Here is a 24,452-nt window from a genome sequence, read left to right as displayed (position 1 = left end):
TGAGGAAGCAGGGGAAGAAGAACTATTGATTATTGCCCAATGCCCAATGCCCAATGCCCAATGCCCCATGCCCCATGCCCCATGCCCCATGCCCCATGCCCCATGCCCAATGCCCCTAACTCATATGATTCCTATTAGTGATAATATTCGTTGTCGGAATAAGCCAATTATTAATTACTGGCTGATTGGCATTAATCTTGCTGTATTTTTATGGGAACTTCAACTAGAATTTAGTGGTGAATTGGGCTATTTTGTCAATAGTTGGGGTCTGATTCCAGCCCAGATTAGTGGGGCAATTACAAATGCACTCTTCTTCAACAACTCTGCTGCATGGATAATTGTAGTGTGGCGAACATTTTCGCTATTTGTGGGAATATTTCTACATGGCAGTTTTAGTCAAATATTGGGAAACCTGCTATTTTTGTGGGTTTTTGGGAAGACTGTAGAAAATATTCTGGGACATCGAGGCTATCTCGGATTTTATCTGGCTGCTGGCGCGATCGCTTCTTTTGTCCAAATTTTAGCTGAACCGAGTTTGACAGTACCATTGATTGGGGGCAATGGCGCGATCGCAGCTATTTTAGGAGCATATATTATGAAGTTTCCTAAAGCTAAAATTGACACAATTTTGCCGCTAATAATCGTGTATATCCCCATCCAACTCCCAGCCTTTTTTTATATATTTTGGTGGTTTGTGCAGCAATTATTTTATGGTATTGGCAGTTTAAATATTCCTCCCTTTGGCGTAAATCAATCGGGTGTTGTCTTCTGGGGGCAGGTTGTGGGATTATTGATTGGTGCAGGTTTTATGCGATTGAAGAGATAAACAAAAGTTGTATTTTAAAATTTTGAATGCGTAAATTTTGAATTGTTTATGTGCCTTTTGAGGGATTACATTTTTTAGCTGAAAAATCCATAGTAAAAGTAGCGGATGCCTACTCTTCAAGTTGGTGTTATTAAGTATAAGCGGTGTACAGCAAGATGCCAAATGTTGATATTAACTTTCAACTCACTGATGAATTAGCAGTTATGCGGCAACGTGTAGCTGAGTTAGAGCAATCAGAGATATCTTATCAACAAAGGCAAGCAGCGCTTGAGGAACAATTAGCAGAACTAGAAAAAAAACTGGCAATAGCAGCACAAAATCCCCAGATTCAAGTTGTCGAGCATGACATTGAATGTCATCTTGAACAGGGGACATTCACAGCCTTAAATCTGCCAACAGATGCGGCAGCAATTTTACAGCAACTCCAACAAGAAATTGCACAGCGACAGCAGGTAGAAGCCTCCCTAAGGGAGAGTGAAGAACGGCTGAGGCTAACTCTAGAGGTTTCCCAGATGGGCTTGTGGGATTGGAATATTCTTACCAATAAAGTCATCTGGTCTGAAAATTATGATGTGCTTTTTGGTGTGCTTCCAGGTAGTTTTGACAGCCCTTATGAGGTGTTTCATAAGTGCGTTCATCCTGAAGACAGGCAATCTGTAATGCAAGGGATCACCCAGGCTTTAGGGCAAAAGACTGACTACAACGATGAATTTCGGATAGTTCGATTAGACCAAAGTGTACATTGGATTTCTGCCAAGGGAAAATTTATCTATGACGACCAGGGGCAAGCGGTGCGAATGATCGGAGTTTGTATGGAAAATACTGTCTGCAAGCAGGCAGTAGAAAGTACTCGCGAACTAACAAGCCAAGTACAAGAACAGGCAAATATTTTAAATGCCATCCTCACCGCATCAGTCGATCACATTTATATCTTTAATCGCACAGGTTGCTATCAATATGTCAGTCGTGATGGAGCTACTTTATTAGGCTTAAAACCCCAGGATATTATCGGCAAGACTTTGCAAGAAGTGGGTTTCCCCGCAGACATTGTAGAGCAGGTAGAGAATCAACGACAAGCTGTGATGAAAACTGGGCAGCCAATCAAGGATGAGTGTAAATATATTAGCGCCGATAGGGTGCATTATTATGAATACATCCTCACACCATTACGGAATTGCAACCAAACTATTGACGGTGTAATTACTGTTTGTCGTGATATTACAGAACACAAACGGGCAGAAAAGATATTACGTGAAAGTGAAGCGCGATTTCGGCGTTTGTTTGAATCTAATCTGATCGGCGTCGCTTTTTGGAATGTGGATGGCTTTATTATTGATGCCAATGATGCCTTTCTTCAACTAGCTGGTTACACTCGTGATGAATTTGCCATTTTAGATAGATTTAATTGGAAAGAACTTACTCCTGTGGAGTATAAGCATTTAGACGATCGCGCCCTTTTGGAGGTGCAAGCCACTGGAGTTTGCAGAATTTATGAGAAAGAATACATCCACCGCAACGGAAAACGAGTACCAATTGTTTTGGGGAAAGCCTTACTGAATGACTCCAAGGATAATGGTGTTGCTTTTGTACTGGATATTACCGATCGCAAATTGGTAGAGAAAGAATACGCTAATTTACTCCAACGAGAACGGACAGCACGCCAACAAGCAGAAATCGCCAACAAAATCAAAGATGAATTTCTGGCGGTTCTCTCCCATGAACTGCGAACCCCACTCAACTCCATCCTGGGGTGGTCGAAAATGCTGCGGACTCGTAAGTTTGATGAAAAAACCACTAACCACGCTTTGGAAACCATTGAACGCAACGCCAAGTTACAAACCCAGCTAATTGAAGATTTGTTAGATGTGTCTCGCATCCTCCAAGGAAAATTAAACTTGAATATCTGTCCAGTGAACTTGGTAATGGTAGTTGAAGCAGCTCTAGAGACAGTAAAATTAGCAGCACAAGCTAAGTCAATTCAAATTCAAACCATATTTGATCCCACTTTGGGACAAGTGATGGGCGACTCAAATCGACTTCAACAAGTTGTGTGGAACTTGCTCTCCAATGCTGTAAAATTTACACCAACAGGAGGACGGGTAGAAGTTCGACTTATGGAAGTTGATAAGCAAGCTCAAATTCAAGTCAGCGATACAGGTAAGGGAATTCCGCCAGACTTTTTGCCTTATCTGTTCGATTACTTTCGCCAAGCTGATAGCACAACTACCCGAACATTTGGTGGACTAGGTTTAGGATTAGCGATCGCGCGTAAGCTTATAGAGATGCATGGGGGAAATGTTCAAGCCGAAAGTCCTGGAGAAGGATTGGGTGCAACCTTCACTGTTGAGTTACCGCTTTTGGTCAGAAGTGAACAGGTTCGACGTGAAGAGAATGAGTCTTTAGATTCTCAGCCGGAATCCTCGCTGCTTTCGGACACTCAAGTTTTGGTGGTGGATGATGAACCCGATATCCGCGACTTAATTAGCTTTATTTTGCAAGACTACGGCGTGGAAGTGACCGCAGTAGCATCAGCACAGGAAGCATTACAAGCGCTGTCTGAGTCGATACCAGATGTTTTAATTAGCGATATTGGAATGCCAAAAACAGACGGTTATATGCTGATGCGGGAAGTGCGATCGCGATCGCCTCAACAAGGAGGATTAGTACCTGCGATCGCTCTGACAGCCTATGCAGGGGAAATGAATCAACAGCAAGCACTAGCAGCAGGATTTCAAATGCATATTTCCAAACCAGTAGATCCAGATGTATTGGTAAAGGCGATCGTTGATTTGATTAAAGGAAGCTGATATAGCAGTCTGCTTTGATTTTTGTTCGCGCAGGGTGGCGTAGCCATAATTATTTGCGTAGACAGGGAGTAGGGAGTAGGGAGTAGGGAGTGGGGAAGAAGCCTTAGCTTTGCCCAGTGCAGCGAGAGTATTGTTGGCAGAAAAGCTGGTTGAAAGTCTTGAGTTTGATGTAGACGAAATACTTCAAATGCTGTGGACAGATGAAGCCAAGAAGCGTAGAGATGAAGTCCGAAGCGGTGCAGTTTCTACCATTCCTGGAGAGGAAGTTTTAGAAGTTGTTTGAAAAGTCCTGTTGTCGGTATCAAAAGTTTTAGATCCCTCTAAATCTCCCGATAAAAAGGGAGACTTTGATTCCGGTTCCCCCTTTTTTAAGGGGAGCCAGTGCGTTGGGCGGCGAGCCACTCTTGTTGCACCTGGCGTGGGTTAGGGGGGATCTAAAAGTGCCTAAAGTCACAGCGAAAAACTTTTCAAACAACCTCTAAGGCTACGGTGTACACACAAGTCATCGAATGACCCAAAACAAAAACCTCAAAGAGTCCTAACGGACATCCCTCTCCTTACCAAGGAGAGGGACAGGTTTTGCGTAGCAGAACCAGGGTGAGGTTTCTTTGGGCTATTCGATAAACCGTAAATCCTATCATTGGAAATCAAAGGGTTGAAGACGCCTTCTCTACGAGACGCGGCGCGAACAATTTTGAATTGTTCGTTGTTAGACAGATTTCTTTCTACGTATTTTATCGTAGGTTTTTTTCAAAAATCAAATCTGATTCCTATATAAATATATTCAGGACTTACGCAAACAATAGCCGAAACCCTTATTTTCAGGTAGGGGCAATTCATAAATTGCCCCTACAGCGTGTGGTTTTGCGTAAGTCCTAATATTGTTTATTTTGTGATGGGTAACAGTCAAGGCTGCGATTATCAATGATTTTTTGGGCAATCTAAGTATAGTCCTTTTTTCTAGTTAGCGAACCAATTGTTTAAGGAAGGAATATTTGATAAGAGCCAACTCCAGCCCATCTGATGCCAAAATTCATTCCTCGCACAGTTTGCTGATCCGATTTCTTGTCGGCGGTACTACTCTTATTGTGAGTATTTCTGCTTATTTTAGCTATCAAGCTGCTCGGAAAATAACGCTAGAAGAGTTGAGAGGAAGAGCTTTTTTAGAAGTAAAAAGAGGGGTTGATGAAATTGAGGAGTGGTTACATGTTCGGAAAGTGGAGGTGCAAACCCTTGCTCAGACTTCAACTGTACGCTCCTTAGACTGGTCTGTAACAGAACCCTATTTAAAGTCAGAAGTTGACCGGATCAATGAATTTTTCGTTTTCCAAATAGCTACCCCAGATGGCTCGTATTTTAATACTATGGTTGGTCGGTCAAATAAGAATATTAAGGATCGAAACTACTTTCAAAAAGCACTAGCCGGAAAAAGTAACATTTCCGATCCCTTCATCAGCCGTTCCACAGGCATTCATTTAATTGCGATCGCCACCCCAATTTGGTCAAATCCTTCTCAAAGTCGTTCACCAATTGGTGTCTTCAACGGCAACGTTAAAGTCGATCATATTGTTGAAGTTGTCAACTCGCTGCGCTACGGCGAAAACAGCTATGCATTTGCTTTAAATTCCCAAGGAGAAGCGATCGTCCATCCCAACTCAACGTTAATGTCAACCTTAGAAAAACCTGCACCCAGCCTGCTGAAAATTCCCGATCGCAATTTAAATGCGATCGCGCAGCAGATGGTAAATAAACAACAGGGAATTCAGTTGATGGAAATTGACGGCACCAAAAAGTATGTTGCCTATGTACCGTTGCAAGAAGCTAATTGGTCTGTAGCTCTGGTGATTCCGCGCCAAAATATTGAATCTCGACTACAATTCCTCGATTTTATTGCCCTAATTCTGGGCGGACTAACAGTGATGATGATCACTGTCTTATGGAGAGTGCAAGCGTTTGAACAGGCTCAACTGAAAAAGTCCAAAGCGGCTGCTGATACCGCAAACCATGCTAAAAGCGAATTTTTAGCTAACATGAGCCATGAACTGCGAACGCCCTTGAATGGTATTTTAGGTTGCGCTCAAATTTTGCTGCGTTCCCAAGATTTGCCAGAGCCACAGCAATATCATGTAAACATCATTGAACAGTGTGGCTCTCATCTGCTGACTTTAATCAATGACATTTTGGATCTTTCTAAAATTGAAGCGCGAAAACTGGAACTGTATCCTCATGATCTGCATTTCCCGTCTTTTTTACAGGGAATCGCGGAAATTTGCCAGATTCGGGCAGAACAAAAAGGCATTTTGTTTGTCTATGAATCCGCGATCAATTTACCGACTGGGGTTCATGTCGATGCCAAAAGATTACGTCAAGTTCTCTTGAATCTGCTGGGGAACGCGATCAAATTTACAGATGAGGGTAAAGTTACTTTCAAGGTTGAGGTAATCGATCAACTTCCTGCTGATGGGGAGACGGTGAAATATCGCATTCGCTTGAGTGTAGAAGATACGGGAATTGGGATAACTCCAGCCGAGTTGGGCAAGATTTTTTTACCATTTGAACAAGTAGGAGAGAAAAAGCGTCAGACCGAAGGGACGGGGCTGGGTTTAGCTATTACTCGGCAGTTGGTACAGATGATGGGTAGCGATATCCATCTTAAGAGTCAGATCGGTCAGGGTAGTACTTTCTGGTTTGAAATAGCGATCGCCGAAGCAAGTCAATGGGTGCAGTCTGCGATGGCTGCATCAAAGAGACAAATCATTGGCTTTGAAGGTAGGCCGCGCACCATTCTGATGGTAGACGATCGCTGGGAGAATCGCACAGTAATTACAAACTTACTGCAACCACTGGGTTTTAATGTGGTTGAAGCTATCAACGGTAAAGAAGGTTTAGAAAAAGCGATCGCTCTGAAACCAGACCTGATGATTACAGATTTATTCATGCCAGAAATGGATGGGTTTGAATTGATTCAACACCTGCGTCATACCCCAGATATTGCAGATGTCAAGATTATCGTTTCTTCCGCTAGTGTCTTTGAAACTGACCAAAATCGCAGTCTAGAAGCAGGAGGTGACACCTTTTTAAATAAACCTGTACAAGTAGATGAATTACTGCATCAATTAGAGTTTAACTTAGGTTTGGCGTGGATTTACCAGCAATCTGAGTCTGAAATCAACTCTTTGGCTATAACAAGCGATCGCCCATCAGATAAATTGACTCCTCCTGCCCCCGATGTATTGCAAGAACTGCTGACCTTAGCCAGTAAAGGTAACTTCAATGCCATCCTCAAATTAGCCGATCAACTAGAGCAAACAGACACAAACCTCGCTCCCTTTGCTAACCAATTGCGCCAACTAGCGAGGCAGTTTGATGAAGATTTAATCCTCAACTTCTTGACTCAATATCAGGTAAAAACAGCATGAGCGCGACAATAGGCAACCAAAAAAACTCTCTGAATTGCGATCCTGCCAGAGGAATTATTTTAGTGGTTGACGATAACCTTGCCAACTTAGAAGTTTTATCGAGCTTTTTGGATCAGTCTAACTTTGAAGTTTGGGCGACTCGTAGTGGTAAAAAAGCCATTCAAAAATTAGACACCGATCATTTACCTGATTTAATTTTGCTTGATGTGATGATGCCGGGCATGGATGGGTTTGAAACTTGTAAACACCTAAAAAGCGATCCTCGTATCCAAGATATTCCAATTATTTTTATGACTGCTCTTTCAGATACTGCTGATAAAGTTAAAGGATTGCAATTGGGAGCCGTAGACTACATTACCAAACCTTTTCAGTATGAAGAGGTCTTCGTGCGAATAGAGCAACAACTGAAGCTGAGAAATTTGACCAAAACCTTGATTGCCAAAAACGCCGAATTACAACAGGCTCAAACCCAACTGATCCAAGCAGAAAAGATAGCAACCTTAGGACATCTGACAGCAGGAATTGCCCATGAGGTGAATAATCCGATCAATTTTATAGCTGGCAACTTAAATTTTGTAGAAGAGTATGTTCAGGAAGTTGTTGATTTACTCAAGCTATATCAAAAATATCTGCCCGACCCACCTGTGGAAATTAAAAATGCTATTAAAATAAAAGATATCAGCTTTTTGTTAAATGATTTATCTAAAATTATTCAATCCATGCAAGTTGGTACAGATCGTGTTATAGAAATTGTGTCATCCTTGAATAACTTCTCTCGCCACAGAGAAGCAGGCAATAAACTAACTAACCTGCATGAAGGTCTAGAAAGCACGCTACTCATTCTCAGTCATCGACTCAAAGCAAATGCTCATCGTCCGACAATCCAACTAATCAAAGAATATGGAGAATTGCCACCTATTCAGTGCTATCCAGGCGAAATAAATCAGGTCTTTATGAATTTGATTTGCAATGCGCTCGATGCAATTGAAGAAATCCAAAAAAATCAAGACTTTGAGGAAATCTCCAAATATCCTGGTGTGATTCGGATTCAAACTGAGTCAATTGGAGAACGAGTTATTCTCCGAATTGCCGACAATGGCTCAGGAATCAGTGAAGCAGACCGGACAAAAATATTCGATGCTTTCTACACCACAAAAAGCATCGGGAAAGGAACAGGACTAGGTTTATCTATTGCTTACCAAATTGTAGTTAACAATCATCGCGGCAAGTTAACTTTTCATTCAACAGAAAGTGACGGCACAGAGTTTGTGATTGAATTACCTATCCGTTGAAGAAGAATTCAGAATTCAGAATTCAGAAGCGGAGCTTGGGATTGCTCCGCCGAGGCGTCAGAATCAATCAGTCGGGGATTGGGACCCGCGACTGATTGAAGTATGTTATTATACCTCAATCTTTGTCGCCAATTTTGATGGGTTTGCCCTGGAGGCAATAGAGAAGCTACCCATTAAGTACCTTGCAACAATGCATGGTTCTATTATTCACGGGGAGTCCATCTCGAAGCTTCTTTCAAAAATGAAGCGAACCTTTGGTTCTTAAGTTGATTGTAGCCGTGAAAAGTCAGGCTTGTTAACGAGTAATGGGGATTGGGGACTGGGGATTAAATTATTTGTTGATACTTAATGCCCAGTCTTAAAATATCTGCTCAAAACCCTCAATTAGGCTGTTAACTTCCTCAAGAGTGTTGTAATGCACCATACTCACCCGGACTATTCCACCTTGCGATGCTAACCCCAGATATTCAATCAGCCGTTTAGCATAAAAGTCCCCGTAGCGAATCCCAATATAATGTTGGTCAATTTTTGCCGGAATGGTTGAGCTATTTATTCCATCTACCACAAAAGATATAGTTGGCACACGGGATTGACGGTCAGCTTTTGATTTACCAATCACTCGTACATTAGATTTGCTATTGAGATAATTTAGGAGGCGATCGCTAATCTTTTCTTCATGTATGCTAATTAAATCAAACGCCTGCACCATTTGATTTCTCAAATCAGGTGCAGTTTCATTACCGTAGTGCAATTGTGCTAACTCACTGAGATAATCACATAAACCCAACATTCCATAGCTTAATTCAAAATTGACATTCCCTAACTGAAATTTATAAGGTATATCTGTCTGTTCAATAAAATAATGGTTCAGACCAGGCAATCTTAATAAATGTTCTTCTTTACCATAAAGTAAGGCATGATGTGGCCCATAGACTTTATAGCAACTCAAAGTATAGAAATCAACATCTAAATCTTGCACATCAACTAATCTGTGGGGTGCATAAGCTACACCATCCACACAAATCATCGCGCCGCGATCGTGTACAAATGCAGCAATTTCTTTGATCGGGTTGATGGTTCCCAAAACATTAGAAGCATGAGTCAAGGCTACTAGTTTGGTGCGCTGACTCATCAATGGTTCTAAATCTGCTAAATGAAGTTCCAAGGTATCTGGGCGAATTTGCCAGACTTTAACCTTCATACCTTGTTTTTCAAGAGCGACCCAAGCACCAATATTGGCCTCATGGTCACAATTAGTAACAATAATTTCATCACCAGGTGTGAAGGTTTGACCCAGACAAATTGAGAGAACTTTCAACATCAGTGTAGTAGATGGACCCATAACTACTTCTTTAAAAGAATTGGCATTTATGAAAGTAGCCATTCCCTTAGTTGCTAGAGCCAATCTTTCTCCTGCAAGTTCAGAAACTGCATAAGAAGCTCCCAACTGAACATCAGAACTTAGGAGATATTCGCTAATTCTATCTACTACTTTTTTCAGGGTTTGTGACCCGCCAGCGTTATCAAAAAAAGTCCATTCACCAGCTAGGGCAGGAAAATATTGACGAACTTTATCAAGATTCAGGAGCATAGTATAAGTTTTCTAGAGAATGTTCTTTACCTTAGTTTACCTTTTGGCAAGTCGCCCAGAGAGCATCTAAATCCTCTTTTGGTGTTTACAGCTTGTTGTGCCAGCTTTCTGATTCTGCAAGAATCTCTCTAAAGGGGGTGTATATTTGGACACTCAAAGAGTAGCTTAATGACATATCTAACTTCCACCAACGGTTAATGTCTTGATTCTTCACAATTCTTCCCAATTTTATTTGATAAGTTTAAGGGAGAGTCAAAGCAACTATTGTTTGCATTCTTAATTCCTTGATTGAAAACAAAGGAACCAGCTATGAACACTACGGTTAAATACGACATTGAGGTTATCAAGGAAGAAGCACTTCAACTTGTTAAAAAGAGACTTGTTAACCGTCAGCAGCCAATTTATACCCTCTGTAAATATATTCCTGATTGCGACCGGGTTAATTTTGAGCTTGAATTAGAAAAAAACGAATTTCTACTCAGAGATAGAATTATCGACCTACTGAATCAGGAATCGTGGCAAGACGATTGAGGCTGCATTTAGAAGCTGAACCTGATTAGCAGCATCCCAATCAAATCAAAATTACAACTTAATTTTTTAGCAATAAAAACCCTCAAATTAAGTCGGGGGTTATAAACAAGAGATTATTAAAGCAATAAATCTTGATGGATGCGTTAGATGCTTGAAAAGAGGAGAGAACCACCGCTAGCGTAGCAATACTTCTGTATTAAAGAGGCTACGGTGTACACATAGTTTATCGAATGCCGAAAGAAACCTCAAGAAAGGTTCTGCTACGCAAAACCTGTCCCTCTCCTTATCAAGGAGAGAGATGTCTGTTAGGACAGGGTGAGGTTTTTGTTTTGGGTGACAATTTTTTTTCCCTTGTCTCTCCGAAGTTCTGGCTAATCCGGCTGATGAATATGGTTAGGAAAATTGATGAGAAGTTAGCGATCGCTGAAATTTTGCTGTACTGCTTTTTGATTGGGTTCTTTCATACACTTTAACTAAGAAGGCGTACATTGCAGTATAAGCTGCTTTTTCAGTCAGATTGATACTCATTAATTACTACCTTCTGGTGTAAGACTATTGTCAATCTTTGCTCCTCTGCTCCCTCATCCCATAGATTTGAAGTTCTCACAGCCTTTCATCCCAGAGGTAGACACGAACATTGTTATAGTAATTTACCATTGCGGGGGGAATGTACCTCACAGAACTGGAGACTGGAAATAAAAGTGAGGTCGTCACCTAGCTAAATTTCTGGAATTCGTCATCATGTATGAACTAGTTCAAGCTGTCTTCAACGGTGATGAAAAAGCTGATCTACGTCAGTTGATTTATGCGTTGAGTGCTTCAGGTAAGCATTACTTCCTGAGAAATGAGATTTTGCAAGCTTTTGCCGATTACTGCGATCAATCCCAAAAAGCAGCCTATTTTTACCACTCTTCTTCTGTTGGCAAACTGATATATTACACCCACGAAATAATTCTTGAAGAGGAAAGTATTTGGTTCGTGGTTCGACCTAAAATTGCTAACCAACAAGCTTGGCAACTGACAGCCGACTTTAGTAGGTTCGAGCAGATAACGCCTCAAGCGCTGCTAGATGTGAGAGATCGCCTAGTCAACCGCTATCAACCTCAGATCCTCGAAATTGACCTCCACCCCTTCTATGAGAGTTCCCTAAGAATCGACGACGCCAGAAATATCGGTCAAGGTTTAGCCTTCCTCAACCGTTACCTGTGCAATAAATTGTTGACTGACCCCGAATATTGGTTAGAAAAATTATTTCAAGCATTACATAGGCTGGAATACGATGGAATTCGCCTGTTGTTTAGCGATCGCATTCCCTCTGGTGTTCAGTTAGCCAAACAAATTAAGGAAGCGCTCAAATTCCTCAGTCAGCTTGAGCCTGATGAACCATATCAAAAATTTAGCTTTGACTTGCAAGAACTAGGCTTTGAGCCGGGTTGGGGTAACACTGCGGCGCGAGTCTCCGAAACCCTAGAACTCCTCGACCGACTCATTTATTCCCCAGAACCTGGCATCTTAGAAGCATTTGTCAGCCGCATTCCCGTTGTCTTTCGCGTCGTCCTCGTTTCCATCCACGGTTGGGTGGGACAGGAAGATGTTTTGGGAAGAAATGAAACACTCGGTCAAGTTATCTACGTCCTCGAAGAAGCTCGCAGCTTAGAAAACGAACTGCGTGAACAAATCAAACTCGCTGGTCTTGACCAGCTGGGCATTAAACCCCATGTAATTATTCTGACTCGGCTAATCCCTAACTGTGAAGGGACATTGTGCAACCTGCGCTTAGAAAAAGTTCTAGATACTGAAAATGCTTGGATATTGCGGGTTCCTTTTGGTGAATTCAATTCGGAAGTTACTAACAATTGGATTTCTAAATTTGAGATTTGGCCTTATTTAGAACAATTTGCTTTAGATGCAGAAAGAGAATTACTAGCTCAATTCCAAAGCAAACCTAATCTGATCGTCGGCAATTACAGCGATGGGAATTTAGTCGCCTTTATCCTATCTCGCCGGATGAAAGTTACTCAGTGCAACATTGCCCATTCTTTGGAAAAACCTAAATATCTATTTAGCAATTTATATTGGCAAGATTTAGAAGATGAATATCATTTCTCAGTACAATTCACCGCTGATTTGATTAGCATGAATGCAGCCGACTTCATCATCACATCGTCCTATCAAGAAATTGTCGGCACACCAGACACCATGGGTCAATACGAGTCGTATAAGTGCTTTACGATGCCGCATTTGTATCATGTGGTTGATGGGATTGATTTGTTTAGTCCTAAATTCAACTTAGTGCCGCCGGGAGTCAATGAGAATATTTTCTTTCCCTATAGCCAAAAAGAAGACCGAGATTCTAACCTTCGCACACAAGTTCACGAACTACTATTTAGCCGCGAAGACCCCCAAATCTTTGGTAAATTAGATTGCCCTAACAAGCGACCAATCTTTGTTGTTGATACCATCACTTCAATCAACAATCTCAGTGGTTTAGCTGAATGCTTTGGTAAAAGCCAAGCGTTGCAAGAGCGTTGTAACCTAATCCTCTTAAGTAGTAAACGGCATCCACATGAAGCAATAAACCGAGACGAAGCAGAAGAAATTCAAAAACTCTACGACATTATTGATCAATATCATCTCAATGGCAAGATTCGCTGGGTGGGGATGCGTATTCCCAGCAATGAACTCGGCGAAGCCTACCGAGTAGTTGCAGATTCTCAGGGAATTTATGTCCATTTTGCCCGCTTTGAATCCTTCGCACGGAGTATTTTGGAAGCAATGATTTCTGGCTTGCCTACTTTCGCTACTCAATTTGGCGGCTCTTTAGAAATTATCGAGAACCAAGAAAACGAGTTTAATGTTAATCCTACGGACTTAGAAGGCACAGCAAATAAAATTTTAGACTTCCTTGACCAATGCAATACTCATGCTGAACACTGGCAGGATGTATCAGAATGGATGAGTCAGCGAATTCATCACAAATATAATTGGCATTTACATAGCAATCAATTACTATTACTTGCTAAAATGTTTAGTTTTTGGAACTTTGTTGCTCCCGAAAATAACGAAGCCAGAGATCGGTATATGGAAGCCTTATTTCATCTCATTTATAAACCCAGAGCCGAAAAGATTTTGGAAAAGCATAAGGGAGGGTGAGGGAGTGGGGAGTGGGGGAAGATGAGGAGGATAAGGAAAATTAGAGACTCGTTCATCCACCTTTGATACTCGTTCATCCACCTTTGATACTCGTTTATCCACCTCGGAACTCCATTCATCCACCTTTGATACTCGTTTATCCACCTCGGAACTCCGTTTATCTAGCTCAAAGACTCATTAACGAAGTTCAAAGACTCATCATCTAGCTCAAAGTGCCCAATGCCCAATGCCCAATGCCCCATTCTCCAATCCCAATTTATGGACACAAAAGGTCGTTCCCGCCATTTTATCTACACAGACTGGATATTAATCGAAACCCAGTTTGACCCTGAGCAATTGCACTCCAAAGAAACCGTTTTTACAATCGGCAATGGATACCTGGGAACAAGGGGCAGTTTTGAGGAAGGTTATCCTCATGGATCGTCAGCTACTTTTATCCACGGTGTCTATGATGATGTGCCGGTGGTGTACACTGAACTGGTAAATTGTCCTGACTGGCTACCCTTGATAGTAATTGTGAATGGCGATCGCTTCCGTCTCGATCAAGGTGAGATATTGGGCTACGATCGCCAGCTTGATTTACGCTACGGACTTCTCAGCCGCGCATTGCGTTGGCGCTCTCCCAGTGGAAAGACCATAGACATCAGCTTTGAACGCTTTGCTAGTCTTGCAGATCCCCATGTGTTGGCGCTACGCTGCCATTTAACGCCAGTAGATTTTGATGGGTTAATCGAAGTTCAAGCTAGTATCAACGGCTATCCAGAAAATCAGGGTTTCAATCACTGGGAAGGACTAGATCAGGGCAAGACTGACCAAGGAATCTGGTTGCAACGCTCTACCCGTAGTTCCCGAATTGAACTCGGTATGGCAGCTAAGGTGAGAATATTAGGCACTGAAGCATCATTGCAAGTCAATACCGCACCTGGTTATCCGAGCTTAAGTACAACGTTCTTGGCGAAAGCGCAACAGACCGTAACTGTCGAAAAAGTTGTGACGGTTTTTACCTCGCGGGAGATTGAAACACCAGTTACAGCAGCTCAAGAAAAACTCGCGGACTTGCCAGACTACGCAACATTACTAAAAGCCAATGAACAGGCATGGCATGAGGTTTGGCAGCAAAGTGATATCCTCATCGAAGGGGATAGCACAGCTGCTTTTGCTGTTCGTTATAATCTGTTTCAGCTGCTGATTGCTGCTCCACAGCATGATGACAGGGTGAGCATTCCGGCGAAAACTCTTTCGGGGTTTGGCTATCGCGGTCATGTCTTTTGGGATACAGAAATTTTTATGCAGCCCCTGTTTCTGTTTACCCAACCAGCGATCGCCCGTAACCTACTCACTTACCGTTGGCACACTTTGAATGGAGCTAGACGCAAGGCAGCCCATTACGGCTATAAAGGAGCAATGTTTGCCTGGGAAAGTGCTGTTACCGGAGATGAAGTGACACCACGTTGGGCTATCGGTAGTGATTTTTATGGTGAAGACGTGCGGATTTGGTGCCGCGATCAGGAAATCCATATCAATGCAGATATCCCCTACGCCATTTGGAATTACTGGCAAGCCACTGGTGATGATGACTGGATGCAAAAGCGCGGCGCAGAGGTGATCTTGGATGCTGCTATCTTTTGGGGTAGCCGGGTCGAATTCAATTCTGAGCGCGAACGGTATGAAATTCGGGGAGTGATTGGAGCGGATGAATACCATGAATTCGTCCATAACAACGCTTTTACAAACCGCATGGCGCAATGGCATTTAGAGAAAGCGATCGCTGTCTATGATTGGTTGGCTGACAATTTCCCCGAACGAGTCACCGAACTAGAAGAGAAACTAAAGCTCACCTCAGAGGAGCGAACGCACTGGCAAGATATCATCGCTAAAATGTTGTTTTTCTATGACCCATCAACAGAACTAATCGAGCAGTTCGAGAGATTTTTCCAATTAGAAGATATTAACTTAGCAGACTATGAACCACGCGATCGCTCCATGCAGCCGCTCTTGGGTATTGAGAAAACCAACAAATGTCAAGTACTCAAGCAGCCAGATGTATTAATGCTCCTATATTTAATGCGAGAATCAGCAGATTTTCCCTACAACGAAAAAGCATTAGAGACAAACTGGGACTACTACGCACCCCGCACTGATATTACCTATGGTTCATCCCTTGGCCCAGCAGTTGAAGCCATTTTAGCTTCAGATTTAGGTAAATCAACCGAAGCTTACGAACTGTTTATGCGGGCGTTAATGGTGGATCTTGATGATAACCGAGGTAACACCAGCGATGGAATTCACGGCGCTAGTGCTGGTGGCATTTGGCAAGCTGTAATTTTTGGCTTCGGCGGCATCCAACTAACCGAAAATGCCCCGGTAGCCAACCCCCACCTACCACCGGGCTGGACGCGCCTAAAGTTTAAACTCCACTGGCGCGGCAAATGGCACGACTTCGATCTGCATGAAAAACAAGTTGCCAAGGAAATAGGAGACAGGAGGCAGCAGGTAGGAGACAGGAGGCAGCAGGTAGGAGATAGGAGGCAGCAGGTAGGAGATAGGAGGCAGCACACAGGAGACAGCAGGCAGCAGGCAGGAGACAGAAGACAGCAGACAGGAGACAGAAGACAGCAGACAGGAGTTAGTACTTATTCTTCCTTATCCCCCTCATCTTCCCCCACTCCCCACTCCCCATTACCCCTTATCCCCAGAAGTGACCCCACCTTCCCCACTCCCCACATCCAAGGAGTCATCTTCGACCTAGATGGTGTGCTGACAGATACAGCAGAACTTCACTATCTAGCTTGGAAAAAGCTAGCAGATGAAGAGGGTATACCATTTAATCGGGAGGCTAACGACGCGCTGCGGGGTGTATCCCGTCGTGCTTCCCTGATGCTGATTCTTGGGGATAGACCGTATTCGGAAGCTCAAATCCAGGAGATGATGGAGCGGAAAAATCGCTATTATGTGGAATTGCTGCAAAACATGACAGCCAAGGATTTGTTACCAGGTGCGATCGCTCTCTTGGATGAACTGCGGCAAGCTGGAATTAAGATCGGTATTGGTTCAGCTAGCAAAAATGCCCAGACAGTGATCGAGCGATTGGGCATTGGTGACAAAGTAGATGCGATCGCTGACGGTTACAGTGTAGAGCAACCCAAGCCAGCACCCGACCTATTTCTGTATGCAGCCAAGCAACTAGGAATTGAACCAGGGCAATCTGTAGTTGTAGAAGATGCCGCAGCAGGTGTTGACGCGGCTCTAGCTGCTGGTATGTGGGCAGTAGGACTCGGCCCGGCTGAACGAGTTGGAGCAGCTCATGTTGTTTTGCCCAGTCTAGAAGGTGTCAAATGGGCAGATTTAACCGCCAAATTAAGCAAAATTCCCAGACAAAACCAGTGAAGTACCACGACTGTATTCGCATCTCCATGCCTAACTGACTTTTCACGGTATCTAGAAAACCTCACTTCTATTTCTTGTTTCCCCCCAATATATCGAGGGGATTAAGGGGGGTAATTCGACTTATGTGTAATAATGCCATTGTCAGTCGATACAATACCATTGTCAGCCGATACAATGCCATTGTCAGTCGATACAATGCCATTGTCAGCCGATGCAATGCCATTGTCAGCCGATACAATGCCATTGTCAGCCGATACAATGCCATTGTCAGCCGATGCAATGCCATTGACTTTTGTGTACACCGTAGCTCCTAAAAGGAGAGAGTCAGGTGACATTAAGAGTCATGCGAGGTTCAAAACTGATGAACTCCAAAAGCTAAGATCGTCCAAGTAGGGAATTTCAAATAGAACCCAACTTTATTAGGAGTAAGAGCGTGAATGTGGACGATTTAGCCTTACAGTTAGAGAATATGCATAAGCGCGTCGCCCTTTTGCAACGCCAGAGTGAACAGCAAAAAGCACAGAAAGATATTGAACTCCTCACCGAAGTATTCCAAGAAATCCACCTAGCTTTGGAAGAACTGCAAATAGCTAATGAAGACCTAGAGCAGCAGAATGAAGAATTATTCAACGCTCAACAGGATTTGGTGGCACAACGTCAACGCTACCAAGAACTGTTTGAAGAAGTACCAGACGCTTATTTGGTAACTGATACCAAAGGGGTAATCCAGGAAGCTAATTCTGCCGCCACTACCCTACTAAACATTTCCAAGAGTTTCCTTTTGGGCGAATTCCTGGAGATTTATGTGCTTGAGAAAGAGCTGATTGATTTTCATCTGAAACTGACTCATCTGCGCGATCGCACCGAAATCCCAAACTGGAAAATCCAAGAGTGGGAACTGAACCTGCGACCACGTAACAGAATGCCCATTATTGCTGCCGTTAAGATGGTTGCTATCCGTAATCAATATAGTAAGTTAGTCGGTCTGCGCTGGCTATTCCGGGACATTAGCGAAAGCAAGCGAACCCAAGCCAAGCTGCAATGTGCAGAAGAGGCGATGCGACAAGCGCTTGCCAAAGAAAGGCAGTTTAGTGAACTTAAATCCCGCTTGCTCACCATCACCTCCCATGAGTTTCGCACCCCTTTGGCAACCATCCACTCTTCTGCGGAACTACTAGAACATTATCGCCATCTCTGGAGCGAAGAACGACAACAGACCCACCTGCGTCGGATTCAAACATCAGTTATGCACATGACTCAATTGTTGAATGATGTATTGGTGCTGAGTCAGAATGAAACAGGCAAGTTAGAGTTAAATCCAACACCCCTGAACTTGGTGGAATTTTGCCACGATCTCTTAGAAGAATTACAACAGAGCGATCGCTCACAACATGCGATCGCTTTTAGCGGCGAGTGCCAATGCACATCAGCTAACTTAGACGCTAAACTACTGCGGCAAATTTTAAGTAATTTATTCTCGAATTGTCTAAAATACTCTCCCATTGGTAGCACAGTTAAGTTTTCTGTCACCACTGCCAACGATCAAGCTATATTCCAGACTCAAGACTCTGGTATTGGCATTCCCCCTTCTGACATTGAACACATTTTTGAACCCTTCCATCGCGCCAGTAATGCCAGCAATATCCCAGGAATGGGATTGGGGATGTCCATCGTCAAGCAGGCTGTGGATTTACATGGTGGCGAGATTATTGTCGAAAGTGCGATCGGCGCGGGAACTACCTTTACAGTCATTTTGCCATTTTCGATAAATTTGCATGTATAGCAACTTGCACTCAGAATTTTGCTGCGATCCAATTCGATATTCAAAAGTTGAAGAAGAATTCAGGAGTCAGAACAATAAACTCGGAAATAATCAATAATTTTTATTTATGGAATTAAAAACAAAATATAATTGCTTTTATGCTATAAGGTCTTTAAACTATGGTTAATCGGTCAACAATAAGTTGATTGTAAAGTTTTTCTTAACAGTAGCTTAGGAAAACGAATTCAAAGACTTTGTATCTTTAAGTGTGAGTTAAAATATTACGACTGTGGTAATCTCTAACAAATCAGAATACGCACTTCTAGCCCTGTTAGAGTTGGCAAGCTGCTACCCTAAGGGTGAAGCCCTGCAAATTCGAGAGATAGCGGTATTGCAAGACATCCCGAACCGCTATTTGGAACAACTCCTGGCAACATTAAGGCGTGGAGGTTTAATTAAGAGTATACGCGGAGCCAAAGGTGGCTATGTTCTGGCACGAGATCCCCAGAAGATTACAGTATTAGATGCTTTTAGCTGCATGGAAGGGTCAGATATTGTTGTCTCTACTTGTGAGCCGACTCCTAACACGGTAGAAGGTGAGTTAATTCAGGAAGTCTGGCAGGAAGCACGTCAGGCGGCTAACTCGGTTTTGGAAAAATATACACTCCAAGACCTTTGCGATCGAAGAGCAATCCGAAAACAGAAGGAACTGATGTATTACATTTAGGGTCACAAACCATTGGGAATTCTGTAATGCTCTGGAAAATTACAGATGTAACAGCTTATCCCGATTTAAAAAGTCTTTCTTTTTCATAACTGAGATATGCCTTTTGTTAGAAGGATAATTATCTTTTTATAGTTAATCTTTATTTGTACTCAAAAAAACAAGCTAATTGGCATGATAAATTTGATTTCTAGGACGATTGGTAACATCAGTTCTCTGCTTAAAGGACTTCAGATAAAAGGTTTTTTGGCTGTTGTCGTAGTTGGTTTTCTAGTGCTGACGACGAATGTTACTTATGGTCAGAATGATAAAGCATTAGGTGAGAGAGTCCGCGAACAGGTACAGCAAGATGATTCTCAAAGACCAAAAACAATAGGTGAGTGGAATAAAGAAGCTCGTCAAACGGAAGGTTCTCCTGGTAAACGACTTCAGAAGATTGGTGAAGAGTCAGCAGAAGCCTTTAAACAATTTGGGTCTAAGTACGTAGAAGGTGCTCAGAAAACTGCTGGTGATGTAGGGGACAATGCAGCACAGACAGCCAAAGATATCTCTAACAAAATTGGACGCTAAATGCCTTACAATCTTCATCTGCCAGCGAGTACTAATAACTTTTCCCCAATAAATGAGTCTCAATAGGGGCGCTGGTGTCTAACCACCAAACTCTTCTAATACTTGGGTAACGCGCTTACTCTTGCTGATGACAGATTATAGCGTTTCTCAGTTGCATAAAATATAGGTCTTTTGTAGGGTAGCACAGTGATCTGTGCTACCCTACAAATTTCTCTACTTCACGCATTCAATATCTTGGGCAGAGTGTATGACCATTTTTTGAATTCAAAATTCAAAATTCAAAATTAGGATGAGAAATAATTTTGAATTAATCAATTTTGGGTACAAGCCCCCACTCATGGTTACTGAGCCTGTCGAAGTATTGATTATGACTCCTGAATTCTGGCGAATGTATTCTTCTTCAAGAAATTTGTATATCTTGCAGCTTTGCGACCATTTCCGCACGCGCCGAAACCTTCAACTTCCGAAACATCCTCTTCAAAGCTTGTTTGACGGAATTTTGCGTAATCCAAAGTTTTTCCCCAATTTCTGCGTTCGTTAACCCCTGCGCTACCAACTCGGCAATTTCTAACTCACGCGCTGTTAGAGGATTTACTATCAGTGAATTGGATGTTTTTGGTTTTATCCGTAGAGTCGCCATTTTTGCTGACAAATGAACGCATAAGGCGCTCAAGTCAGCTAAATCGTTGCCATTAAAAGCCGGATTTCCCTTGTCACGAGCTAAGTTAAACGTTCCGACAAGACGACCATTGCAAACAATTGGCCCAGTCATTACGTGTTCATGATCGGAACGTGAGCAAAAATGCTTCCAGTCTCCTGGTGATAATAATAACTGCTCATGGGCGGGAGCATGACGTTCAACCACGTAACGCCCGACTGGATTGCTTTCTAAGCATACTGCCGGAATACCCTGAACATCAATATCAGTGGTTGGCTGCTCATTGAGGAAATAAATACCCCAATTTTGCACGCCAAAATGTTCGCCAATTTTATCTGTGAGAGCTAGTCTTAATTCTTGCTCATTTCTGACATTAGCGATCGCATCAAATACGGCGTGGAGAGAATTAGCCATAAGTGTACCCAGTTGGGGACTATCCAAGCCTCAACAATTACTTCTATGCTAATACCAAGATAACTAAAACGCTAATTTACAGTAGCGACTAGGAGAAGCACATGACAGTTACACAACTCTCTGCTCAGGAACTTTTCCGGGCTGCTTATGAGAACCGCTATACTTGGGACAAGAATTTCCCCGGTTATACCGCAAATATTACCTTTAAGCATGATGATCAAGTGTTTACAGGCAAAGTTATCATCAACGCCAATCTCAAAGCCGAAGTTTTGGATGTAGATGACGAGTCAGCCAAGCAAGCAATTCATGGTCAAGCATGGGAAATAGCAATTCACCGTATCCGCCGTAGCTTTGAAGACACCCACAGCGCCAATACGTTTAGCTATGGTAAAACTGATGAAACTGGTGCGGTTGAGCTTTTAATTGGTGGTAAGGCTGAGGGCGATAAATACAAAGTCCGCAACAATGAAGTATGCCATGTTCACCGTCTAATCCACGGTACTTTCGTGACAATTGACACCTTCAGCAGTCACGACACCGGAGAAGGCTACCTGTCTCACCGCTATGACTCTGTGTACCATGACCCTAAAACTGGGGAACAAAAGGGCGGTAGAAGCGAATTTATCGATGAGTATGAAAAAGTTGGTGACTATTTCATCCTAAATCGTCGGGAGATTCGCACCGAGACAGCAGGACAAGTATCTATTCAGGAATTTGTCTTCTCTGATATCAGATTGTTGGAACCTGTTGCTGCTTAAGCTGTATTCTAGATTATAAATAAAAGCGATCGCTCCCTTCAACTAAAGAGCGATCGCTTTTATTTGTTGGAAGTCCCAGTATTTCACACTCAGTTAAGGTGCAAGGGCATTACCCCGAATTAGGCTACCAATGGTTTTGGCAGTAATTTTCAGTTGGGTGATCGGATTAGCTGGGACAACTGTCTTATACAGATAGCTATCGAATGTCAATCGCTGCACATCGAGGTCATCGCACATTTCGACAAACGCCTCGCGGGTAGCATTAGAACGATAGAACACGCTTTGCAAAATGTCCAGCACCTTGTAAGTAAGTCCATATCTTTTATCCCAACGTTTCAGATAAACCTTGAGGTCATCTTCCGTAGGAATACGGCTACCACTGTTAGATGTTTCTACAATGGTTTCAGCACACATCCGCCCAGATTTAGCGGCAAAATAAATACCTTCACCAGAGGACTTGGTAACGTAACCAGCAGCATCTCCCACCAAAGCGATGCGACCGACAACACGACGGGGACGAGGATGTTCAGGAATGGGATGGGCTTCGACTTTGATGATTTTACCGCCTGCCAACTTTTCCGAAGCACGGGCACGGATACCAGCTTGTAACTGTTTGATGCTGGCTTTATTGACGTGCATTGTACCAGTACCGACAGCTACGTGGTCATATTTGGGGAAAACCCAAGCGTAGAAATCAGTAGAAACGTCATCACCGACATACATTTCGGCGAGGTCGTTATAGTACGCCATTTTGTCTTCGGGTAAACGAATCCGCTCTTGGAAGGCGATCGCATAATTGTAATCCCCAGCGTCCATTTCTTTCGCAACGCGGGAATTAGCCCCATCCGCCCCAATAATTAAATCTACCTTCAGAGTTTTAGCAATACCCTGTGATATACCTTCTGTGTGGTCAATGTAATGGATGGTATAAGGGTCAGTATTGTTTCCTGGTATATCAAGTTTATGAACAGTAGCATTAATTAAATTTGCGCCTACTTTTGCCGCGCGATCGCGCAAAAACCCATCTAGCACTTCCCGGCGGCACATTCCTATATATTCATCTTCATTTACCAGATTGATATCAACCTCACGATTGGAAGGCGAAATCATTTTCATCTTCCGTACCCGGCGATCGATAATCTCTGGTGGTAGATCAAATTCACTCACCATACATAGGGGAATTGCACCCCCACAAGGCTTTGCATTGTCTAGCTTCCGCTCAAACAGGTAGGTTTCAATCCCAGAGGCTGCCAGCGTTTCTGCGGCAGATGAACCAGCAGGGCCTGACCCAATAACAGCAACCCGTAGTGTCAAAGGTCTTTCTCCCAAATCTTCACATTTACCGAGAGCATACTATCACGGTCTTTCGGCTGATTTGACGCTTTCCCCTCAGGTTTCTGTTGAAATGCAATATTCCTTAATGTTTCGATACGAATGGGGAGTAGGGAATGGGGAATAGGGAATGGAAAATTTACCAAATTCTGGGTGTTTAACCGACATTCCGCACTTCTTCGGGTAAGATTTGGCAAATCTAGTACTAAATCTAGGGTGAATTGGCTCTCTAGTGGTTGGACTACCTGCGGAAAGAGATATTTCAGAAGTTCAAAAAATTCTGAGGGAAGCGAGTTGAAAAACTTTCTTCACTTTTTTTATGATTAAAATACTTATTTTTATTGTGCCTAAGTTAAGTAGATTTTTCTGTCCGTGCTTCGGGTTGGTTAGTCATAGTAATGCGTTAATAAACTTCATCGTGGCTACCGATATCGACTAAAACAATCGTTTCATCTTGTATTAGAAATACGCAAATAATTCGATATTCATAGGTTAAGCTGCATGAATGAAAATCGCTGAGTTCGCCTTTTAATTTGTGTGTTTTTAGTGATATGTCAAATGGGTTAGTTTTTAACTTTTCTAAGACTTCTCCATATTTATCAATTAAATGAGCGCGTTTTTCAAGAATTTTCGTTCTTTCCGGCTATAGTCATCATCTTTAACTAATTTCATTTTTTAAGTCTTGAATGTATGTTTTGACATCACCAATCTCACTAAAACTTGATAAATCGCCCTGCTTAATTTTCTGCAAGGTATTCAGACATAGATTTTTATCTATTTTTAAGTCTTCGTCCTCACTAGATTGTTTTTCCATCTCACTATTAATCCCAAGCCTAAAATAGTGAATTAGTTCGTATAGTGCCTGTAGTTTGGATTCAGGAATATATTGCAGTTCGTTAATGATGTCATCTTTAATCATGATAAAGTGCCTAGTTTGCTTGTGGACGTGAGGGAAATTAACCGCCATGTAGTTCGGGGTGAAAGGTTTCGAGCATTTGCTCTAATGTTGGCTTTTGGTTAAGTTCTGGTTTGATAGTACCTTGATCGCTAACATCTGTTTCTCCTTATTCAAAAGCTCTTTCAGCAATTTTGCAGCCTGATCATTACCTTTTGGTATAAATTTGGGCAACCAGTATGAAGCCTTACGTACTTGCTGAGGGTGTTCTGATAATTTGTCAGATAGGATGGACATAACACGTCGGAAGCAAGACGCGGGAGTAAATACTTT

The 24,452-nt window shown here is 42.6% G+C and carries 20 protein-coding genes; 12 read left to right on the top strand and 8 right to left on the bottom strand.

All coding sequences use genetic code 11. The features are described 5' to 3' along the window. Positions 1-124 precede the first annotated feature (124 nt). The 5 genes from V7L05_RS07190 (at position 125) to V7L05_RS07170 (ending at position 8,344) form a co-directional block, all read left to right on the top strand. Positions 125-826: a rhomboid family intramembrane serine protease gene (locus tag V7L05_RS07190; protein ID WP_335163204.1), complete on the top strand. Its 702-nt coding sequence runs from the start codon at positions 125-127 to the stop codon at positions 824-826. Between the two features lie 155 nt (positions 827-981). Continuing rightward, on the top strand, positions 982-3,633 hold the full coding sequence (locus V7L05_RS07185; RefSeq protein WP_335163155.1) for a PAS domain-containing hybrid sensor histidine kinase/response regulator: 2,652 nt from the start codon (positions 982-984) through the stop codon (positions 3,631-3,633). A gap of 109 nt (positions 3,634-3,742) precedes the next feature. Next, a complete protein-coding gene (locus V7L05_RS07180; protein WP_335163153.1) occupies positions 3,743-3,916 on the top strand; it encodes an addiction module protein in 174 nt (57 codons plus the stop codon). A gap of 712 nt (positions 3,917-4,628) precedes the next feature. Beyond that, complete coding sequence (locus tag V7L05_RS07175) at positions 4,629-7,052, top strand: hybrid sensor histidine kinase/response regulator (protein ID WP_335163151.1); 2,424 nt, start codon at positions 4,629-4,631, stop codon at positions 7,050-7,052. Next, on the top strand, positions 7,049-8,344 hold the full coding sequence (locus V7L05_RS07170) for a sensor histidine kinase (RefSeq protein ID WP_335163149.1): 1,296 nt from the start codon (positions 7,049-7,051) through the stop codon (positions 8,342-8,344). The genes V7L05_RS07175 and V7L05_RS07170 overlap by 4 nt, the downstream gene beginning before the upstream one ends. A gap of 358 nt (positions 8,345-8,702) precedes the next feature. Here V7L05_RS07170 and V7L05_RS07165 read toward each other — a convergent pair whose 3' ends face one another. Both V7L05_RS07165 and V7L05_RS07160 read right to left on the bottom strand, forming a co-directional pair. Then, entirely contained in the window at positions 8,703-9,935 is a 1,233-nt protein-coding gene (locus V7L05_RS07165; protein WP_335163147.1) for a cysteine desulfurase-like protein, read from the bottom strand. 85 nt (positions 9,936-10,020) lie between these two features. Beyond that, positions 10,021-10,149 carry a hypothetical protein gene (locus V7L05_RS07160; RefSeq protein WP_335163146.1) on the bottom strand — a complete coding sequence of 43 codons (129 nt, stop codon included), beginning with the start codon at positions 10,147-10,149 and terminating at the stop codon, positions 10,021-10,023. A gap of 95 nt (positions 10,150-10,244) precedes the next feature. On the opposite strand from V7L05_RS07160, the gene V7L05_RS07155 reads away from it, so the two are divergent. Beyond that, positions 10,245-10,466 carry a DUF4327 family protein gene (locus V7L05_RS07155; protein ID WP_335163145.1) on the top strand — a complete coding sequence of 74 codons (222 nt, stop codon included), beginning with the start codon at positions 10,245-10,247 and terminating at the stop codon, positions 10,464-10,466. A 393-nt stretch (positions 10,467-10,859) separates the two neighbouring features. On the opposite strand, the gene V7L05_RS07150 is transcribed toward V7L05_RS07155, so the two are convergent. Beyond that, the gene (locus tag V7L05_RS07150; RefSeq protein WP_335163143.1) at positions 10,860-10,994 is read right to left on the bottom strand and encodes a hypothetical protein; all 135 of its coding nucleotides are present in this window, start codon (positions 10,992-10,994) and stop codon (positions 10,860-10,862) included. A 213-nt stretch (positions 10,995-11,207) separates the two neighbouring features. On the opposite strand from V7L05_RS07150, the gene V7L05_RS07145 reads away from it, so the two are divergent. Continuing rightward, positions 11,208-13,619: a sucrose synthase gene (locus V7L05_RS07145; RefSeq protein WP_335163141.1), complete on the top strand. Its 2,412-nt coding sequence runs from the start codon at positions 11,208-11,210 to the stop codon at positions 13,617-13,619. A gap of 258 nt (positions 13,620-13,877) precedes the next feature. Next, complete coding sequence (gene pgmB / locus V7L05_RS07140) at positions 13,878-17,006, top strand: beta-phosphoglucomutase (RefSeq protein WP_335163202.1); 3,129 nt, start codon at positions 13,878-13,880, stop codon at positions 17,004-17,006. 101 nt (positions 17,007-17,107) lie between these two features. Here pgmB and V7L05_RS07135 read toward each other — a convergent pair whose 3' ends face one another. Beyond that, positions 17,108-17,341 (bottom strand): hypothetical protein, encoded by a 234-nt coding sequence (locus V7L05_RS07135; RefSeq protein WP_335163139.1) that lies wholly within the window; start codon positions 17,339-17,341, stop codon positions 17,108-17,110. Between the two features lie 98 nt (positions 17,342-17,439). Between V7L05_RS07135 and V7L05_RS07130 the strand changes: the two genes are divergently transcribed. The 3 genes from V7L05_RS07130 to V7L05_RS07120 all read left to right on the top strand — a co-directional run bounded on the left by V7L05_RS07130 (position 17,440) and on the right by V7L05_RS07120 (position 20,062). Beyond that, positions 17,440-18,789, top strand: a complete 1,350-nt coding sequence (locus tag V7L05_RS07130) for a PAS domain-containing sensor histidine kinase (RefSeq protein WP_335163137.1) — start codon at positions 17,440-17,442, stop codon at positions 18,787-18,789. Between the two features lie 268 nt (positions 18,790-19,057). Next, positions 19,058-19,495 carry an RrF2 family transcriptional regulator gene (locus V7L05_RS07125; protein ID WP_335163135.1) on the top strand — a complete coding sequence of 146 codons (438 nt, stop codon included), beginning with the start codon at positions 19,058-19,060 and terminating at the stop codon, positions 19,493-19,495. 171 nt (positions 19,496-19,666) lie between these two features. Next, the gene (locus V7L05_RS07120; protein ID WP_335163133.1) at positions 19,667-20,062 is read left to right on the top strand and encodes a hypothetical protein; all 396 of its coding nucleotides are present in this window, start codon (positions 19,667-19,669) and stop codon (positions 20,060-20,062) included. A gap of 400 nt (positions 20,063-20,462) precedes the next feature. Here the strand turns inward: V7L05_RS07120 and V7L05_RS07115 are convergent, their stop codons facing one another. Beyond that, positions 20,463-21,134, bottom strand: coding sequence for a LuxR C-terminal-related transcriptional regulator (locus V7L05_RS07115; RefSeq protein WP_335163131.1), 672 nt, complete (start codon positions 21,132-21,134; stop codon positions 20,463-20,465). A gap of 101 nt (positions 21,135-21,235) precedes the next feature. Here V7L05_RS07115 and V7L05_RS07110 point away from each other — a divergent pair, with 101 nt between their 5' ends. After that, positions 21,236-21,892, top strand: a complete 657-nt coding sequence (locus V7L05_RS07110) for a DUF3386 domain-containing protein (RefSeq protein WP_335163129.1) — start codon at positions 21,236-21,238, stop codon at positions 21,890-21,892. A gap of 93 nt (positions 21,893-21,985) precedes the next feature. Here the strand turns inward: V7L05_RS07110 and chlP are convergent, their stop codons facing one another. From chlP to V7L05_RS07095, 3 genes are all read right to left on the bottom strand, one after another. Then, entirely contained in the window at positions 21,986-23,206 is a 1,221-nt protein-coding gene (chlP, locus tag V7L05_RS07105) for a geranylgeranyl reductase (protein WP_335163127.1), read from the bottom strand. A 421-nt stretch (positions 23,207-23,627) separates the two neighbouring features. After that, positions 23,628-23,852 carry a type II toxin-antitoxin system RelE/ParE family toxin gene (locus tag V7L05_RS07100; RefSeq protein ID WP_335163200.1) on the bottom strand — a complete coding sequence of 75 codons (225 nt, stop codon included), beginning with the start codon at positions 23,850-23,852 and terminating at the stop codon, positions 23,628-23,630. Positions 23,853-23,882: 30 nt separating this feature from the next. Beyond that, positions 23,883-24,143 (bottom strand): hypothetical protein, encoded by a 261-nt coding sequence (locus V7L05_RS07095; protein ID WP_335163125.1) that lies wholly within the window; start codon positions 24,141-24,143, stop codon positions 23,883-23,885. Positions 24,144-24,452: the final 309 nt, after the last annotated feature.

The organism is Nostoc sp. (genome assembly GCF_036917755.1).
Classification (GTDB): Bacteria; Cyanobacteriota; Cyanobacteriia; order Cyanobacteriales; family Nostocaceae; genus Nostoc.
Note: the sequence above shows the minus strand (reverse complement) of the source record. Positions and strands in the feature narration are given on the sequence as shown.

Excerpts from the sequence above, each read along its gene's own strand:
- V7L05_RS07190 (WP_335163204.1), top strand. The coding sequence starts at position 125 with ATGATTCCTATTAGTGATAATATTCGTTGTCGGAATAAGCCAATTATT.
- V7L05_RS07185 (WP_335163155.1), top strand. The coding sequence starts at position 982 with ATGCCAAATGTTGATATTAACTTTCAACTCACTGATGAATTAGCAGTT.
- V7L05_RS07170 (WP_335163149.1), top strand. The coding sequence starts at position 7,049 with ATGAGCGCGACAATAGGCAACCAAAAAAACTCTCTGAATTGCGATCCT.
- V7L05_RS07165 (WP_335163147.1), bottom strand. The coding sequence starts at position 9,935 with ATGCTCCTGAATCTTGATAAAGTTCGTCAATATTTTCCTGCCCTAGCT.
- V7L05_RS07155 (WP_335163145.1), top strand. The coding sequence starts at position 10,245 with ATGAACACTACGGTTAAATACGACATTGAGGTTATCAAGGAAGAAGCA.
- V7L05_RS07150 (WP_335163143.1), bottom strand. The coding sequence starts at position 10,994 with ATGAGTATCAATCTGACTGAAAAAGCAGCTTATACTGCAATGTACGCC.
- V7L05_RS07145 (WP_335163141.1), top strand. The coding sequence starts at position 11,208 with ATGTATGAACTAGTTCAAGCTGTCTTCAACGGTGATGAAAAAGCTGAT.
- pgmB (WP_335163202.1), top strand. The coding sequence starts at position 13,878 with ATGGACACAAAAGGTCGTTCCCGCCATTTTATCTACACAGACTGGATA.
- V7L05_RS07135 (WP_335163139.1), bottom strand. The coding sequence starts at position 17,341 with ATGTCACCTGACTCTCTCCTTTTAGGAGCTACGGTGTACACAAAAGTC.
- V7L05_RS07120 (WP_335163133.1), top strand. The coding sequence starts at position 19,667 with ATGATAAATTTGATTTCTAGGACGATTGGTAACATCAGTTCTCTGCTT.
- V7L05_RS07115 (WP_335163131.1), bottom strand. The coding sequence starts at position 21,134 with ATGGCTAATTCTCTCCACGCCGTATTTGATGCGATCGCTAATGTCAGA.
- V7L05_RS07110 (WP_335163129.1), top strand. The coding sequence starts at position 21,236 with ATGACAGTTACACAACTCTCTGCTCAGGAACTTTTCCGGGCTGCTTAT.
- V7L05_RS07095 (WP_335163125.1), bottom strand. The coding sequence starts at position 24,143 with ATGATTAAAGATGACATCATTAACGAACTGCAATATATTCCTGAATCC.